The organism is Streptomyces halobius (genome assembly GCF_023277745.1).
In the GTDB taxonomy this organism is placed as follows: domain Bacteria; phylum Actinomycetota; class Actinomycetes; order Streptomycetales; family Streptomycetaceae; genus Streptomyces; species Streptomyces halobius.
The window spans coordinates 4,016,498-4,032,467 of record NZ_CP086322.1; the positions used below are offsets into that span (position 1 = coordinate 4,016,498).

The 15,970-nt window shown below is 72.7% G+C and carries 12 protein-coding genes; 8 read left to right on the plus strand and 4 right to left on the minus strand.

Annotated features, from left to right (window positions below):
• The first annotated feature begins 151 nt into the window (after window positions 1–151).
• Together K9S39_RS18175 and K9S39_RS18180 are read left to right on the plus strand one after the other, a co-directional pair.
• On the plus strand, window positions 152–466 hold the full coding sequence (locus K9S39_RS18175) for a chorismate mutase (RefSeq protein ID WP_248864416.1): 315 nt from the start codon (window positions 152–154) through the stop codon (window positions 464–466).
• A 935-nt stretch (window positions 467–1,401) separates the two neighbouring features.
• Window positions 1,402–2,490, plus strand: a complete 1,089-nt coding sequence (locus K9S39_RS18180) for an LPXTG cell wall anchor domain-containing protein (RefSeq protein ID WP_248864417.1) — start codon at window positions 1,402–1,404, stop codon at window positions 2,488–2,490.
• A gap of 69 nt (window positions 2,491–2,559) precedes the next feature.
• Here K9S39_RS18180 and K9S39_RS18185 read toward each other — a convergent pair whose 3' ends face one another.
• The 3 genes from K9S39_RS18185 to K9S39_RS18195 all read right to left on the minus strand — a co-directional run bounded on the left by K9S39_RS18185 (window position 2,560) and on the right by K9S39_RS18195 (window position 8,469).
• Window positions 2,560–4,494 (minus strand): GMC family oxidoreductase, encoded by a 1,935-nt coding sequence (locus K9S39_RS18185; protein ID WP_248864418.1) that lies wholly within the window; start codon window positions 4,492–4,494, stop codon window positions 2,560–2,562.
• A 12-nt stretch (window positions 4,495–4,506) separates the two neighbouring features.
• A complete protein-coding gene (locus K9S39_RS18190) occupies window positions 4,507–6,210 on the minus strand; it encodes a succinic semialdehyde dehydrogenase (protein WP_248864419.1) in 1,704 nt (567 codons plus the stop codon).
• A 240-nt stretch (window positions 6,211–6,450) separates the two neighbouring features.
• Window positions 6,451–8,469, minus strand: a complete 2,019-nt coding sequence (locus K9S39_RS18195; protein WP_248864420.1) for a serine/threonine-protein kinase — start codon at window positions 8,467–8,469, stop codon at window positions 6,451–6,453.
• A gap of 150 nt (window positions 8,470–8,619) precedes the next feature.
• Here K9S39_RS18195 and K9S39_RS18200 point away from each other — a divergent pair, with 150 nt between their 5' ends.
• The 4 genes from K9S39_RS18200 to K9S39_RS18215 all read left to right on the plus strand — a co-directional run bounded on the left by K9S39_RS18200 (window position 8,620) and on the right by K9S39_RS18215 (window position 12,790).
• Entirely contained in the window at window positions 8,620–9,093 is a 474-nt protein-coding gene (locus tag K9S39_RS18200) for a hypothetical protein (protein WP_248864421.1), read from the plus strand.
• 178 nt (window positions 9,094–9,271) lie between these two features.
• Window positions 9,272–10,321 (plus strand): hypothetical protein, encoded by a 1,050-nt coding sequence (locus K9S39_RS18205; RefSeq protein ID WP_248864422.1) that lies wholly within the window; start codon window positions 9,272–9,274, stop codon window positions 10,319–10,321.
• A 562-nt stretch (window positions 10,322–10,883) separates the two neighbouring features.
• The gene (locus K9S39_RS18210) at window positions 10,884–11,543 is read left to right on the plus strand and encodes a response regulator (RefSeq protein ID WP_248864423.1); all 660 of its coding nucleotides are present in this window, start codon (window positions 10,884–10,886) and stop codon (window positions 11,541–11,543) included.
• Window positions 11,543–12,790 carry a sensor histidine kinase gene (locus K9S39_RS18215; protein WP_248864424.1) on the plus strand — a complete coding sequence of 416 codons (1,248 nt, stop codon included), beginning with the start codon at window positions 11,543–11,545 and terminating at the stop codon, window positions 12,788–12,790. The genes K9S39_RS18210 and K9S39_RS18215 overlap by 1 nt, the downstream gene beginning before the upstream one ends.
• Window positions 12,791–12,902: 112 nt before the next feature.
• Here the strand turns inward: K9S39_RS18215 and K9S39_RS18220 are convergent, their stop codons facing one another.
• Window positions 12,903–13,277, minus strand: coding sequence for an STAS domain-containing protein (locus K9S39_RS18220; protein ID WP_248864425.1), 375 nt, complete (start codon window positions 13,275–13,277; stop codon window positions 12,903–12,905).
• A gap of 473 nt (window positions 13,278–13,750) precedes the next feature.
• On the opposite strand from K9S39_RS18220, the gene K9S39_RS18225 reads away from it, so the two are divergent.
• Together K9S39_RS18225 and K9S39_RS18230 are read left to right on the plus strand one after the other, a co-directional pair.
• The gene (locus K9S39_RS18225; protein WP_248864426.1) at window positions 13,751–14,341 is read left to right on the plus strand and encodes a sigma-70 family RNA polymerase sigma factor; all 591 of its coding nucleotides are present in this window, start codon (window positions 13,751–13,753) and stop codon (window positions 14,339–14,341) included.
• Complete coding sequence (locus K9S39_RS18230) at window positions 14,338–15,648, plus strand: zf-HC2 domain-containing protein (RefSeq protein WP_248864427.1); 1,311 nt, start codon at window positions 14,338–14,340, stop codon at window positions 15,646–15,648. The genes K9S39_RS18225 and K9S39_RS18230 overlap by 4 nt, the downstream gene beginning before the upstream one ends.
• Window positions 15,649–15,970 lie beyond the last annotated feature (322 nt).

The following is a 15,970-nucleotide window of genomic DNA, read 5'->3' on the forward strand; positions in this document are numbered from 1 at the left end:
CACCGGCCCGTCCGGCTGCCATGGTCGTGCTGCTTGATCCACTGACGAGCGACTTCCCAGGCGCCCCGGACCGGCTAGGTCCGGGGCGCCTGTTCGTCCGTCCGGGACCAGTGATCGGCTCCGGGGGTCACACACCCCAGGAGACACGGATATGAGCACCCAGACCACGACCCCGGCCCCGGCCGCGACGACCGTCCAGGACACCGGCGCCCACACACCGGAGGCGGCCCGTGTGATCGCCGACGCGCGCAGCCGGATCGACGAGCTCGACGGCCGGATCATCGGCCTCGTCCAGGAACGGATGGCCGTCTCGGCCGTCATCCAACGCGAGCGGATCAACTCCGGCGGCCGGCGGGTGAACCTGTCCCGCGAGATGGAGATCCTGTCCCACTACAGGGACCAGCTGGGCAAGCCGGGCACCGCCCTGGCGATGACCCTGCTGGAGCTGGCCCGGGGCCGGGTCTGAGGCGTTGGGGGAAGCCGGCGAACGGGCGGGCAGGACGGCGCTCGGAAGCCGGCGAACGGGGTGGGCAGAGCGGCGCTCGGAAGCCGGCGAACGGGCCGGCGCGGCGGCACGGCGGCGCTGTGGGGCCCGGACGGCGCCGGATCTGAGTTCGGTTGCCGACTCACCCGTACGGCGCGTGACCGGCCGCCGAGAGGCTTCGTTGTTCCCGGTGCCACGCCAGCCAGGCGCGGCCTGCAGGACTACGCGTAGACGCCGCCCCACGGGCGGAAAACCGGAGCGATGAGACGCCGGCCGCTCGCCGCGGTCCGCGTCGTGGGACCTCGTTCCGGTGCACGTGACCGGTCAGCAGGGGACAGCAGCCCGGTCACATCCGATGGGGTGGTCGGTCCTGGGGACGCCCGGGACCGACCGCATCCCGTCGAAACGGTTGCGCCGGATGAGGCGCATCCAGGACGATGCTTGCCGAACCACTCGCCGCGAACGGCACGGACCCGGCGTTGCCATTGGTCCGACCACCGCGCACCCCGCACCATCGAGCACCACCCCCTGAACCAGCGGCGCTTTCCCCCCCAGCGCCGCCCCTCGGTGTCGGCGCTGCCCTGACGCCGACACCGAAAGCGAAGGGCCCCGTGGCCGTCCGCACCCCCCCTCCGCGGACGGTCCGGGGCCCTTCGCTGTGTGTGGGCTGAGGACGGGATGTGCGATCCCCGTGCGGCCGCCGGTTGGCTGCCGAGTGGCAGTTGAGCGGAAGCCGAGCGGCAGCCGCGCGGGATATGGCGGGCGTCACAGATCTTTTTCCGTCCGGGCGGACAACCCTTTTCAGCCATGGCCGGTCATGTACGTGCAATCGCACGGCCATACCGCGCCCCCCAACGCGACGGCCCGCTACCAACTTATGCCGCCCTGCGGCTTTTTGGACCCTGAGGGGTTTCTTGATGAAGCTTCGCCGTGCCCTGACGGCCGTCGCCACGACGGCCGTCCTCACCCCCGCCGCCCTCATGGCGGCCCCCGCCGCGTATGCGACCGATCCGCAGACCGAGTCCAGCGCGAGCGCCGAGCCGACGCCGGCCGCCCCGGACACGGAGCAGGCGGACGGCACCACCGCACCGGCCGAGACGCCCGCCGCCGGTGACGGCACCGCCCCGGACGAGAACACCGACCCCGGCACGGAGACCGGGACCGGTGACGAAGCCGGTGACCAGACCGGTGACGAGAGTGAGCCGTCCGGTTCCGCCTCCTCCAGCGATGACACCAAGCCCACCGGTTCGGCCTCGCCCACCGCGTCCGCCGAGCCGACCGAGTCCACCGACCCGTCGGACGAGGAGGAGTGCGAGGTCGACGCGTCCGACATCAAGGTCACCGTCGCCGACCTGCCCTCCAAGCTCGTGGCCGGGGGTGCCTGGGCCCACTTCACCGTGAAGCTGGCCAACACCACCGACAAGACGCTGGACGAGGTCTACCCCGTCATCTACGCGGTGCCGCTGGAGGACTTCGAGCACCCGAAGACCCAGCTCGACCTGGAGTACCAGGACCCGAACACCGGCACGTGGACGTCGTTCGACGAGTGGACCAGCGGCCAGTACTTCGGCTGGTTCCAGCTCGACGCGCACCAGACCGCCGAACTCACCCTGCGCATCCGCGCCGACAAGGGGGCCACGCCCGGTGACGGCTTCGCGCTGGTCGCGGGCGACTACAGCAACAAGGACGGCTCCTGCGGCTGGTCCGAGGAGCAGTGGTACGACTTCACCATCCTGCCCGCCGGCAGCAAGCCGGGCGACATCCCGCCGGCGAAGCCCGGTAAGCCCGGCAACAAGCCCGGCACGCAGGGCGGCGCGACGCCGGTCAACACCACCAAGCCGAAGGACGGCCTGGACAAGCTGCCGGTGACCGGGAACCTCGCCGCGACCGGTGCGTCGTCCGCGCTGCCGGTCATCGGCATCGTGGGCGGTATCGCCATGGTCGTCGGCGCGGGCGCGGTCTTCGCCGTGCGCCGCCGTAAGACGGAGGGCGCGGCCGCCGCGTAACCAGGCCGGCAGGAGAAGCGAGGGGCCGCGCCGTTTCCCGGGCGCGGCCCCTCGTCGCATAGTGCCGTGCTAGGCGCGGGACTTCTTCGGCGGCACCTGCGGGACCTCCAGGAACGGCAGACGCAGCGCGCCGAACGCCTCCTCGGGAACGGCCGGCCTGACCGGCTCCACCGGGGCCAACCGCTGGTACGGCGCGCCCTGGGCGGGGCGTGGGTCCCGCTCGCCCTTGTTCGGCCACAGCGACATCGCGCGCTCGGCCTGCGCGGTGATCGTCAGGGACGGGTTGACGCCGAGGTTGGCGGAGACCGCGGCGCCGTCGACGACGGAGATGCCCGGATGGCCGTAGACCCGGTGGTACGGGTCGATCACGCCGGAGTCCGCCGAATCGCCGATCGGGCAGCCGCCGAGGAAGTGCGCGGTCAGCGGGGTGCCCATCAGCTCGCCGACATTGGAGCCGGCGAAGCCGTTGATCTCCTGGGCGAGGAGGGTGGCCGCCTCGGTCGCCTCCGGGATCTGCTCGGGGTTGGGCGCGCCGTGGCCCTGGCGGGCGGTGAGCAGCCCCCGGCCGAGACCCTTCGGTTTCCGGTACGTCGTCAGGGAGTTGTCGAGGGACTGCATGACCAGGCCGATGATGGTCCGCTCCGACCAGCGGCGGTTGGACAGGGAGCGGACGGCGAGCCAGGGGTGGCGGACCAGGTTGCCGAGCCAGCCCACGACGCGGCCGGCGGGGCGGTAGGGCACCTGAAGTATCGTCAGCCCGCCCATCGAGTTGGAGCCCTTGCCGTAGCGGACCGGCTCGATGTGGGTGTTCTCGTTGGGGTGGATGGACGAGGTGATCGCCACCCCCTTGGTGAAGTCGGCCTTTGTCGCGCCGTGCCGCTTGCGGTAGCGGCGGTTGTCGGTCTGCGCACCCACCAGCGCCTCGGAGTTGGTGCGGGTCAGCGCGCCGAGACGGCCGGAGAGGTACGGGAGCAGACCGCAGTCCTTCATGCGGTGGAGCAGGGTCTGGGTGCCGTACGTACCGGCTGCGACGACGACACGGCGGGCCGTGAACGTGCGCCCGCCCGTCTCCCGACCACCACCCCTCACCGAAGCGCTTCGCGCCGCACCTCCTCGTTTGCCCTTCTTCTTGTTGTCGGTCGGGAGGGTCCGGACGGCGAAGCCGCCCCGGGAGTTCTCGGTGAGCGCGACGACGGACGTCATGGGGTGGATGACGGCGCCCGCCTTCTCGGCGAGGTGCAGATAGTTCTCGTTGAGGGTGTTCTTGGCGCCGTGGCGGCAGCCCGTCATGCACTCACCGCACTCGGTGCACGCCTTGCGGGCGGGTCCGGCGCCGCCGAAGTACGGGTCCGCGGCCTCCGCGCCGGGCGACACCTTCGCCGCCCCGTCCGCGTCCTCCCCGTCCCCGAAGAACACGCCCACCGGCGCCATATGGAAGGAGTCGCCGACGCCCATGGCCTGCGCGGTCGCCTTCAGATGCACGTCGGACGGCGTCATCGTCGGGTTGAGCCGCACCCCCAGCATCCGCTGGGCCTGGTCGTAGTACGGCTTCAGCTCCTCCTGCCAGTCGGTGATGTCCTTCCACTGCGGATCGTCGAAGAACGGCTTCGGCGGTACGTAGAGGGTGTTGGCGTAGTTCAGCGAACCGCCGCCGACCCCGGCGCCCGCCAGGACCATCACCTTGCCGAGGAGATGGATGCGCTGGATGCCGTAGCAGCCGAGCGCCGGGGCCCACAGGTAGTTGCGGAGGTCCCAGGAGTTCTTGGGGAGCGTCTCGCGGGTGAAGCGCCGGCCGGCTTCCAGGACGCCGACGCGGTATCCCTTCTCGGTGAGGCGGAGGGCGGAGACGGAACCGCCGAAGCCGGAGCCGATGACGAGCACGTCGTAGTCGTAGCCGTCGTCGTGATCGTGGCCGTCGTCGTAACCGTCGGGGGCACCGTCGTAACCGTCGAGGGCACCGTCCATGGCGGCGTCCCGGTTCTGGGCGGAGTTCTCCTGGGGCACGGGCCCTCCTGGTTACCTGAGTCGGAACGCCTTCATCGCGCGCAGGCTGCGGGTCATGAACTGTGCGTACTTCTCGTCCGTCATCCCGAAGGACGGCGCGAGCGGCAGCAGCCGCTGGTGGGCGACGGTCTGTGCCTCGGTGTACTTGAGGATGCCCTCGGAGCCGTGCCGGCGGCCCAGCCCCGAGTCGCCCATGCCGCCCATCGGCGACTGCACGCTCCCGTAGCCGGCGGCGTAGGACTCGTTGACGTTCACCGTGCCGGTGCGCAGCCGGGCGGCGACGGCGCGGCCGCGGCGGCCGTCCTTGGTCCAGACGCTGGAATTCAGGCCGTAGGGCGTGGCGTTGGCGAGTGCCACCGCCTCGTCCTCGTCGCTGAAGCGGTAGACGGAGACGACCGGGCCGAAGGTCTCCTCGCCGCACACGGCCATGGGTGCCTCGACGCCGTCGAGGATGGTGGGCTCATAGAAGAGCGGGCCGATGTCGGGACGGGGGCGGCCGCCGGCGACGAGCCCGGCGCCCTTGGCGACGGCCTCCTCGACATGCCGGGTGACGGTCTCCAGCTGGCGCTCGCCGACCAGGGAGCCCATGTCGGCGCCGTAGGCGAGGGAGTTGCCGAGCCGCATCGCCTTCGTACGGGCGGCGAACCGCTGGAGGAAGTCGTCGGCGATGGACTCGTGGACGTAGAGCCGCTCGATGGAGATGCACAGCTGGCCGGCGGAGGAGAAGCAGCCGCGGACGGCGCCGGCGGCGGCCTTCTCCACGTCGGCGTCGTGCAGCACCAACATGGCGTTCTTTCCGCCGAGTTCGAGGGAGACGCCGACCAGGCGGGCGGCGGCGCCCTGGGCGACCTCGCGGCCCGTACGGGTCGAGCCTGTGAAGGAGACGTAGTCGGCGTGCTCGACGACGGCGGGGCCGATGACCGGACCGTCGCCGATCACCACCTGCCAGAGGTCCTCCGGAAGCCCGGCCTCGATGAGCTGTTCACGGGCCCACAGGGCGGTCAGCGCGGTCTCCGTGTCGGGCTTCATGACGACGGCGTTGCCGGCGACGAAGGCCGGCAGGGCGTCGCCGACGGAGAGTTCGAGGGGGTAGTTCCACGGGGCGATCTGGCCGACGACACCACGGGGGTGGCGGAGCTCGGAGACCTTGGTGAGGGTCGGTACGACGCCGGTGTGGGCCTTGGGCCGGAGGTAGGCGGGGGCCTTGCGGCCGTAGTGGCGGGCGGCGACGGCGACCGCCTGCACCTCCTCATGGGCGTGCAGCCGCGCCTTGCCGGTCTCCAGCTGGATCAGGTCGAGCACCTCGGCCTGGCGGCGCAGCACCAGGTCGTGGAAGCGGAGCAGGACGGCGGCACGCTGCCGGACCGGGACTCCCGCCCACCGCTGCTGAGCGGCGCGGGCCCGCTCGAAGGCGGTGGCGACGTCCTCGGGGGTGGACTCCGGCAGGTCCGCCAGCTTCTCGCCGGTGAACGGGGTGTGGTTGGCGGTGCGGCCGGTGCCGATCACGGCGCGGGTGAGCCGGGCGGCCACTTCCGGGGTGACCACATCGGCGGCGGTACGCCTGCCGGGTGGGGCGGCCGCGACCGGGTTGCCGTCGACGGGGGCGGGGGCCTCGGCGGGCGCGGGGGCCTGGGCGGCCTCCGTGGGGGCGTCGGCGGGGGCCTCGTCGGCGGCGGTGGCGGCGGAGGGCGTTCCGGTGTCCTGCGAGTCCGTCATGCGGGGGAGCGTATTCCTCCCCGCGCGCTTTGTGTACCCGGCAGTAACAGGTTTTCTCCCGGTACGCACAATGACGCCAGTGATTACTGGCCCCAAGGACTCTGGGCTGGGACGACCGGGATCCGGGACGACCGGGGTCTCGAGTGATCGAGATCTGCGGTGATCGGGATCGGGACATCCGGCATCTGGGGCGATCGGGATCTGGGACGTCCGGGATCCGGACGCCCAGGACGCCCCGGATCACTGCCCGGTCAGCTCGAACGCGTCGATCGCGGTGTCGAAGTGCCGTTTGGCCTCCGTGCGCGAGGCGAGCGGGGAGGAGATCCAGACGTCGATCATCTTTCCGCCCTCGTCCCAGCTGAGGTCATAGGTGTAGCGCGAGCCGCCGTCCGCCGTACTGCCGTCCCAGACGAACTCCCAGAGCCCCGCCTGGAGCCCGTTGTGGGTGGTCTCGGTGACCTGCCCCTCGCGGTAGCCGCGGTAGGTGGCGGGGCCCTTCGCGTCCGCCGTGCGCATCGCGCCGATGGGGCCCTCCGGGACCGGCTTCTGCAACTGGACGCCGATCCGGAAGCGCTTGCCCTGGGAGTAGTAGTAGACCCGGTCGTTCTCGTAGGAGCGGGTGAAGCCGTCCGGTACCGCGAACGAGAAGCCCTCCGGGTCGCGGACCAGGGTGTAGCCGGCCGGGAGCTTGGCGGTGGCGCCCGGGGACGGCTCGGAGGGGACGGTGACGGTGGGGTTCGCCCCGCCGGGCTTCCTCGGGGGCTTGGCGTCCGCTGCCTGCCGGGAGCCGCTGGGGCGGCTGTGCTCGCCGTGGTTGTCGTCGGTGCCGCCCTTGCTCATCAGCAGGGCGGAGATGCCCGCCCCGGCACCACCGATCACCACCACCGCGAGCGCGATGAGCAGTGCCGTACGGGTACGGCCGGTACGCGGGCGGGCGGCGACGGCGGGCGCCCGGTCGTCCAGCGCGGCGGGAAACGGGACACCGGGGGCGCGGCCGGCCGGGACACCCGGGTGTGCGCCGCCGTGGCCGGGGGGCGTGAGGCCGTGGAAGGGGTGGGAGTCGGGCGGGGTGGAGGCGAACGGGGGGCTGCCGGGCAGGGGATGGCCGTGGACCGGGTCCTCGCTCGGCGGGTGTTCGCCGGCCCGGCCGGCACCGGGGCCGTCGTGGAGTGGAGCATGGCGGCCGAGGCCGCCGAAACCACCCGGGCCGCCCGGCCCTCCGGGGGCGCCCCCCGGCCCTCCAGGGCCACCCGGCGCTCCGGGACCACCCGGGCCGCCCGCGACGGCCGCCGCGCCGACGGCTCCGTGCCCCGCCCCGCGACCGGATCCGTGACCGGATCCCTGACCGGATCCGTGACCTGCCCCGCCGTGCCCCCGGAAGCCACCGTGCCCGCCGGGTCCCCCGTGGGCGCCGCGCTCGGGAGCCCGGCCGGACTCCAGATAGCCGCGCAGCATCGTCTCGGTCTCCGCGATGTCCAGCCGTCGGACCGGCCGGCGCTCCAGCAGGCCCTGGACGACGGCGAGTAACGGGCGGGCCGCCTCGGGGATTTCGATCTCGTCGTACACGACGGCATGCAGCACACCGCCCAACGAGTCCCGGCGGAACGGCGATTCACCGCTGAGCGCGGCGCACAGCAGCACCCCGAGCGACCACAGGTCGGCCTCCGGGCCGGTGCCGCGGCCCTCCATCCGCTCCGGCGCGGTGTATTCGGGCGAGCCGACGAATCCGCCGGTCTCGGTCAGCGTGGTGACGCCGGGGACCCGGGCGATACCGAAGTCGGTGAGCACGACCCGGCCGGTGCCCGCCTCCATCAGGACGTTGGCCGGCTTGAGGTCACGGTGCAGCACCCCGCGGGTGTGCGCCGCCCGCAGCGCGCCCAGCAGCGCGAGGCCGATCCGGGCCGCCTCGCGGGGCGCGAACGGGCCGCCGCTGTAGAGCCGGTCGGCCAGGGACGGGCCCTCCACCAGCTCCATCACGATCCACGGCTGGCCGTCCTGCAAGACGACGTCGTGCACCACGATCACATTGGGGTGTTTGATCTGTGCGACCGTCCGTGCCTCGCGGATCGCCCGGTCGCGCTGCAGCCGCGCCTCGGGCTCGGCCGCCCCCTCGTCCAAGTGGAGTTCTTTCACCGCGACTTGGCGGCCCAGAAGTTCGTCGGTGGCCTGCCAGACGGTCCCCATTCCGCCGCGGCCCAGCCGTATGCCCAGACGGTACCGCCCACCGATCAGCCGGCCCTCGCCCCCGAAGATGCCCATGGGGCCATCTTGCCGCACGGCCCTGGTGCCGAAGGGGGCGGCACCCCATGCGCCTGGCCGCGGCTCCGGGCCGCCGCCGCTGACCTGCGATCCCCCGGCCGCACGGCGATTTCGCCGCGCGACGGGGCGACGGGATGATCAACTGGCCTCATGGAGGCAGTAGTCGCAAGCATCGTGGCCGTCATCGGCACCCTGCTGGGTTCCGGCATCACTCATGTCTTCCAGAGGCGGGCGAGCGACCGCAGCGAGCGGTTCGCCCGCGCGGAACGGCTGCGGCAGGAGCGCATCGACGCGTACTGCGCGTACGCGGGGGCGCTGCTGGACTACCGGCGGGTGCTCGTCCACCGCTGGTTCGTACTGCACGAGGAGGACCGCTGCGACGAGGACTCCCCCGAGCTGCGCGAGGAGGTCTACAAAGCGCGCTACACGGCCCAAGAGGCGATGTTCCGGGCGCAGATGGTGAGCGATGACCCGGAGATACTCGACCGCTCCGAGCGGGTCATGTCGGAGGTGACCGAACTGCACTGGCTGCCCGGGGACCGGGACACGCTGACGGCGCTGCGGGCCACCACCCGCCAGGAGATCCGCGATTTCGTCGCGGCCACCGCCCGTGTCGTGCGCTGAAGGCGGCGGTACGGCGACGCGACCCCACGACTCGACACGACGCGGCAAGACAACGCCACGACTGGCAACACAGCCCCACGGACACACGGAGTGGAACCTCCACCGCCCCTTACGCCGTCCTTGACACAGTGAGGCTGCTATACGGGAACGGCCGGTGCGGGTGGATCGGGGGTCGGCCATGGTGATGCAGGACGGCGGAGCGGTGGATGTCCGTCCGGGGGCCGACACGGGACGGGCCGCCCCGGAGCACAGCGGCGCCTACCTCGCGACCGGTCTGTGTCTGGCGCTCTACGCCTGCGCGCTGCTCGCCTGGACCGGCTACGGGATCGCCCAAAGCGACGGCACCACCTGGGACTTCGTCGAGGGCCTGTTCAACCCCGGCGCGTCCCCGGCGGAGCAGCTGCTCGGTCCGTACGAGTGGGCGTTCACGGTCGCGTTCCTGGCCATCGCGGGGCTGGCGCTGGCGCAGCGGCGGGTGGCGCGCAGTGCGGCGCTGCTGTCCGGCTTTCTGCTGCTCGCCGTCTCGGTCCGCGAAGGGGTGGGGCTGCTGGACGCCGCCTACCGCGATCAGTACGGCAGCGACCCGTTGGGCGGCTGGGCACTCGCCACCCGCGGGCTGGGGCTGCTGACGGCGCTGGTCGTCCTGACCGTGCTGTTCCCGGCGGCCGAGCGACGGGCCGGCCGGCCCGGGGGCCCGGGCGAGCGGGGTCCGGGGCCCGATGCCTGGTGGCGCCGTCCGTCCCGGATCAGCGGGGTGCTGTTCCTGATCAGCGGCCTGGCGCAGCTGGGGTGGACGGTACGGGGACTGACCGCCCCCGGGATGGACACCGACCGCTATCTGCGCGACGCGGTCGACGCGTCGGTGCTCGGCGATCTCCATGTGGCGGCCACCCCGGAGTTCACCACCCTGGGGTCGGTGGTCGTCCTGCTGGTCCTCGGAGTGCTCGCGGTCCGTGGGCGGGGTGACGTCCGGGGCGCGCTGCTGGTGTTCGCGGCGGTGCAGCTGTATCTCACCGTGCGGACGGTGGTGTGGCTGGCCGTGACGGACTTCTTCAACCAGTCCTTCGAGACGGCCGAGGGCGCGCTGTCGATGGCGACGACGGCGTACGCCCTGGCGGCGATGACGTCGGTGGTGGTGCTGGCGACCGGCCGCGGCTTCGGTGTGTACGGCGGGGCGCGTGCGGAAACGTTCCGTACGGCGCTGGACGGGCGCTACGGCGGGCGCTAGGCCCTGTCGTCAATCTTGCCCTGTCGTCAATCTTGCCCTGTCGTCAATCGTTGCCCTGTCGTCAATCTTTCGCCGCCCGCCCCGCAATCTGTCCCCGCCTGCCCCGCGACGCCGAAGCCGTCGGGCGAGCACAGCGGGCGGCCCCGACGTCTGGGACGCCCGGACCCGACGGCCTGGGACGGCGGACCGGACACGGGCGGAAGCGAAGCGGCTCACGCCTCTGGTGTGCGACGGGCGATTCCCCTCCGAACCGCCCGTCGCACACCAAAGACGGCCGCCGCGTGTGGGGGTCGCGGCGGCCGCCAGTGTGAACTGCAACGCGTATCGGGCTTGCAGCCTCCTCAGTGGTGCAGCATGTGAACAACTCTGCCCGTTGGTGTCTCCCCATGGCATCCTCCACAGGTCGCGGGCGCACCCCCGCCGGTCGGCGGGGGTGCGGGGCCGCCTTGGCGGGGGGGCCGCCCTTGGTGCGGACCCCCGCGGAAGGCGGGCGGAGCAGCGCGGGACAGCGCGGTCGCGCGCGCTGGGATGGGTGTGGCGGAGGAGAGGAAAGGGGCGGCCGGTGATCCGTGTCGCTGTGGTGGACGACGAGCGGCTCGTCAGATCCGGACTGCGGATGATCCTGGGCACCGCCCCGGACATCGAGATGGTCGCGGACTGCAGCGGTGCCGAGGCCGTGGACGCCGTGCTGCAGAGCGCGGCCGAGGTCGTACTGCTGGACATCCGGATGCCGGACGTGGACGGTCTGACCGTGCTGCGCCGACTGCGCACGACCCCCGATCCGCCGGCCGTGGCGATGCTCACCACCTTTGACGCGCAGGAGTACCTGACCGCCGCGCTGCGCGAGGGCGCGGCCGGGTTCCTGCTCAAGGACTCCGACCCCGAGCAGCTGGTACGGGCCGTACGGACGCTGGCGGCGGGCGGCAGTGTGCTGGACCCGGGCGTCACCCGCGCGGTGATCGGCGGCTACCTCACGGCCGAGGACCAGGCCGCCGCGGCGCGCGCCGTCAGCGGGCTGACCCCGCGGGAGTCGGAGGTGCTGGCCCTGCTCGGCGAGGGGCTGGGCAATGCCCAGATAGCCGACCGGATGGGGCTGGCCCCGAGCACCGTCAAGGACCACGTCCGCGCCCTGCTGGGCAAATTGGGCGGTATCAACCGCATCCAGGCCGCCATCGTCGCCGACCGTGCGGGTCTGGTCACCGGCGCCCGCCGGGGGACGTGATGAGCTTGGCCGACGGCCCCGGAAGACGCGTACGGGCGCTCGCCGACGGGCCGCCGGGGCGGCTGGTGCGGCGTATCGCGCCGATCGTGGTACCGGTCCTCCTCGGCGGCGCCGACGCGGTGCTCGTCAACGGCTTCGACCCGGCCCTGGAGCTGTGGCTTTCGCTGGTCGCCGCGGTGGCCATGCTGCTGCGCCGCCGCTTCCCCCTCCTCGTCCACCTCCTCACCCTCCCCGGCCTCTACATCGGCTACATATGGTTCGCGCCGATGATCGGCCTCTACACCCTGGCCATGCTCCGCCCCGGCCGGGCCCGGCTCGGTGTCTGCGCGCTGCTGCTGGTCGCCGCGCATTTCTTCCCGTATCCGATCTCCGACTTCGAAGCCACCGGCCATCGCGAGAACACGCTGGTACTGATCGACGCCTGTGTCACCGCGGCCGCGCCGATCGCCCTGGGCCTCCTGGTGCGCACCCGCCAGGAGCTCGCCTTCCGCGTCGAGGACCTCACCCGGAGCCTGCGCCGCGAGGACCGGCTGCTCGCGGACCGGGTCAAGACCACCGAACGCGCCCGGCTCGCCCGTGAGATGCACGATGTGGTGGCCCACCAGGTGAGCCTGATCAGCCTCCAGGCGGGGGCGGTGCAGGTCAGCACGGCGGACGAGGCGGCCCGCGCGGGCGCCACCACGATCCGGGAACTGTCCGTGCGGACGCTGGAGGAGCTGCGGCACATGGTCGGCGTCCTGCGGGCGGACGGCGGTGACGCTCATCGGGACCGCGATCTCGCGCCGCAGCCCGATCTGGACGAGTTGCCGCGGCTGATCGAGCTGAGTGCGCTGGATGTGACGTACGAGAGCGCCTTGGCGGCCGGTACGAGCGGACCCAAGACGGTGGAGCGGGCGGCCTTCCGCACGGTCCAGGAGGCGCTCACCAACGTCCGCAAGCACGCACCGGGGGCGCGGGTCCGGGTCCGGGTCGCCCCGGTGGACACGATCCGCACGCCGGAGGCGGAGAACGAGGCCGGGAAGGACAGGGCCGGGAAGGACGGGAGCGGTACGGGCGAGGGCCTGCGGGTGGAGATCCGCAACGGGCCGCCGGACGCGACGGCGACGGTGCCCGCGCTTCCCGGGGGCGGCCACGGTCTGGTGGGGCTGCGCGAGCGGGCGCAGAGCCTCGGCGGGACGCTGGAGGCGCGTCGCACGTCCGACGGCGGCTTCGTCGTACGGGCGGAGTTCCCGTACGCGGCGGGGTGATCCGGGGCGGGCGGCAGGGGCGTTCCGGCAGCGGAAGGCAGCCGGGGCGGGAGGTTTCCCGCGGCGGGCGGCGGGCGGCAGGGGCCGGAGGTTCCCGCAGCGGGCGGCGTCCTCAGGCGGAGAGCGGTGCGGCGGTCTCGTCGACGGCCGTGTGCAGATCCGGGTAGACCTCGAAGAGCCGGCGGACGCCGAGCGCCGCCAGCACACGGTTGACATGCGATCCGTCGACGGCCCCCTGGGCGGGCAGGATCAGTCGCAGCCGCCCCTGACAGGAGCGCATCAAACGGCGTGCCGCGATCAGCACACCGACGCCGCTGGAGTCGCAGAACCGGACCTCGGAGAGATCGAGCACCAGGCTGCGCCGGCCGTCCGCCACCGCGTCGTGCACATGCTGGCGCACCGCGGGCGAGGTGACCAGGTCCATCTCACCGGAAACCTGCAGTACGGCCCAACGGCCCTGTTCGCCCTCTGCCACCTTCAACGACACGCGCTCGAAGCCTTTCGCTCGCTTTCGGACGGAATGCGCCCCGAATGCATCCGGAACACATCCTTCCCCCGGTCGACTGCCCGGCCTCGGTCCCCCGAAACTCTTCCGGATCCGTGGCACAACAGGCCGTTCCCGTCCAAGGCTATGCCCAACGCGGCGCCGCTTTCCCCGCTACGTCCGGTCACACACGGATAACACATCGGCCTATACGGCCACGAACGATCCACATTGATCCACTTCGATCGGGCGTCACCACCACAAAGTGATGACGCCTTTACCATCCGCATCCCTCTCAGGGCTTGGTTTGCCGTAATGGAACGTGCGATGTCCGGCCCGCGCACTACATTCGAGGGAACACAGAACGCTGTGACCGCGGCCACGGGTCCGGGTACGGAAGGAGAAGAAGGGGCAGCGGGGATCCAGCAGTCGGCAGAAGTGTGAGCTCGGCGGCGACGGACAGGGATGGGGGTCCGATGGGAAACGACGCACCACCGCGCTGGGACAGGCGGATGCAGCAGCGGCTGGCCCGCGGCGAAGCGGCCGCGCTCGGCGAGCTCTACGACCGTTTCGCCTCGCTCGTGCACAGCCTCGCGCACCGCGTCCTGGCCGATGAGGACGCCGCCGACCGCACCACCCGAGAGGTGTTCGTCTACCTCTGGGAGCACCCGGACTCCTTCGACCCCAAGCAGGGCTCGCTGCGCTCCTGGGTCGCGGCGGTCACCCGCCATCAGGCCGTCCGGCGGCTGCGCCGGACCGAGGCCGCCTCGGCGCGCGACCGCGGCCCCGACGCACCGGAGCCCGCCGCGATAGAGCAGAAGATCCACGAGGCATCCACCGCCGCCCGCGCCGACTACATCGTCACGTCCATGCCCGCACCGCTGCGCGACGCCCTGGAGCTGGCGTACTTCCAGCGGCGCGACTACCGCCAGACCGCCGCCGAACTCGGCGTCACGGAGGACGAGGCCCGGCGCCGGCTCCGCCTGGGCCTGCAGCTGCTGTCCACCGCCCACAACCACCCGGCGCTGCCGCCCTCCGCGCCCACGGTCCATGGACGGTCGCGGTGAAGGGCCCGGACGAGTTCGACGACCGCGGAAGGCCCGGCGGGCCCGGTGAACGGCCGCGTATACCGTCACCGCGCGCCGCCGCCGAGGACCACGGCCCGCTGCCGAACCCGCCCGCGCCCGCGAACTCCCCGGAGGACCGCGGCCCCGAGCCGCCCGCCGCGTCGGCCACCCGCCCGGTCCCGGCGTCCCCGGCCACACCCGCCCCACCGCACCACGTCCTCAAGTCGCTGCTCGGCGCCTGGGCGCTGGCCGCCTGCTCCGCCGAGGAGACGGCCGCCGTCGAGGCGCATCTCACGGACTGCGCCTCCTGCGCGGACGAGGCACTGCGGCTGCGCGACGCCGTCGGTCTGCTGCATCCCGCCGACAGCCTCGACCTCGATCCGCTGCTGCGCTCCCGCGTCCTGGAGGGCTGCCTGGGCCGCCGGCCGGCCCGTATCCCCGTCCCGGAGTGGGCGACGCCGTACGACGCGGAGGCCGCCAAACTCGACGCGCTGCTGCGGGACATGGGCGAGGCGGAGTGGCGCGCCCCGGTGCGGCTGCGCTGGTTCCAGGGCGAGCGTCCGGTCGAGCGGGAGACCACCGTGGCAGGCGTCATCGGACATCTGATGACGGTGGACGGGCTGGTCGCGACGACACTGGGCCTCGCCGACCCGCTCGGCCGCACCGTCCCGGGCGCCCTGGGCCCCACCACACGGACGGAGAAGTACTGGCAGGCCGTGGGCGCGGAGCCCAGCCGACTCGCCACCCACGGCCCGTGGCGCGACCAGAGCCACGCGCTGATAAGAACCGTCTCGTTCGCCGGCGACAGCGCCGGTGAACTCTCCGTCCCGTACGGCGCGTTCAGGCTGCCGCTGTGCGACTCGTTCCTGGACCGCGCCTTCGAGTGCTGGGTGCACGCGGGCGATATCGCGGACGCGGTGGACTATCCGTACCAGCCGCCCGCCGCCGGGCATCTGCACCAGCTCGTCGACCTCGCCGCCCGGCTGCTGCCGGTCGCGCTGGCCGAACGCCGGCGGGCCGGACTGGCAGCGCCGCCGCGGAGCCTGGTGGAGGCGGGCGCCCCGGGCCGCACGCTCCATCTGGAAGTCGAGGGCAACGGCGGCGGTCACTGGTACATAGCCCTGGACTCCCCGGCGGCGCTCGGCTCGCCGGACCGCACGGTCGCGCATATCGCCCTGGACAGCGCCGAGTTCTGCCAACTGGCGGCCGGCCATGTCGCCCCGGAGGAGGCCGTAGCGGGCCAGCACGGCGAACGCGACGCGATCCGCGACGTCCTCTCCGCGACGGCGTCACTGTCCCGCCTGTGAACGACGGGCCTGAACGACGGGCATGAAGTCGCGTCGCGCCTCAGGGCGCGCCCTGAGGTTGCGTCGTGCGGGTCGTGCGGTGGGGCCTGGGGCATGCCGCCTCGGGCCCCTGCCCGGCCCGTCGGCCCCGCCCCGGCCCGTCGCGAAAGTCCGGCCTCCGGCCCCCGTCGGGGACTGTCGCGGAAATCCCGCCTCAACACCCCGCCGCGGGAATACCGCCTGGGCCCTGCCGCGTTGGGGCCTGCGAGGGACCCGCGCACCCCCTAGGGGATCTGTTCGACCAACCCCTAGGGGATTTACGTCCCACGCCCCCAAGGACCGT

What these genes read in the sequence shown, in the direction of transcription:
- K9S39_RS18175 (WP_248864416.1), top strand. Translation starts at nt 152, where the DNA reads ATGAGCACCCAGACCACGACCCCGGCCCCGGCCGCGACGACCGTCCAG.
- K9S39_RS18180 (WP_248864417.1), top strand. Translation starts at nt 1,402, where the DNA reads ATGAAGCTTCGCCGTGCCCTGACGGCCGTCGCCACGACGGCCGTCCTC.
- K9S39_RS18190 (WP_248864419.1), bottom strand. Translation starts at nt 6,210, where the DNA reads ATGACGGACTCGCAGGACACCGGAACGCCCTCCGCCGCCACCGCCGCC.
- K9S39_RS18195 (WP_248864420.1), bottom strand. Translation starts at nt 8,469, where the DNA reads ATGGGCATCTTCGGGGGCGAGGGCCGGCTGATCGGTGGGCGGTACCGT.
- K9S39_RS18200 (WP_248864421.1), top strand. Translation starts at nt 8,620, where the DNA reads ATGGAGGCAGTAGTCGCAAGCATCGTGGCCGTCATCGGCACCCTGCTG.
- K9S39_RS18205 (WP_248864422.1), top strand. Translation starts at nt 9,272, where the DNA reads ATGGTGATGCAGGACGGCGGAGCGGTGGATGTCCGTCCGGGGGCCGAC.
- K9S39_RS18215 (WP_248864424.1), top strand. Translation starts at nt 11,543, where the DNA reads ATGAGCTTGGCCGACGGCCCCGGAAGACGCGTACGGGCGCTCGCCGAC.
- K9S39_RS18225 (WP_248864426.1), top strand. Translation starts at nt 13,751, where the DNA reads ATGGGAAACGACGCACCACCGCGCTGGGACAGGCGGATGCAGCAGCGG.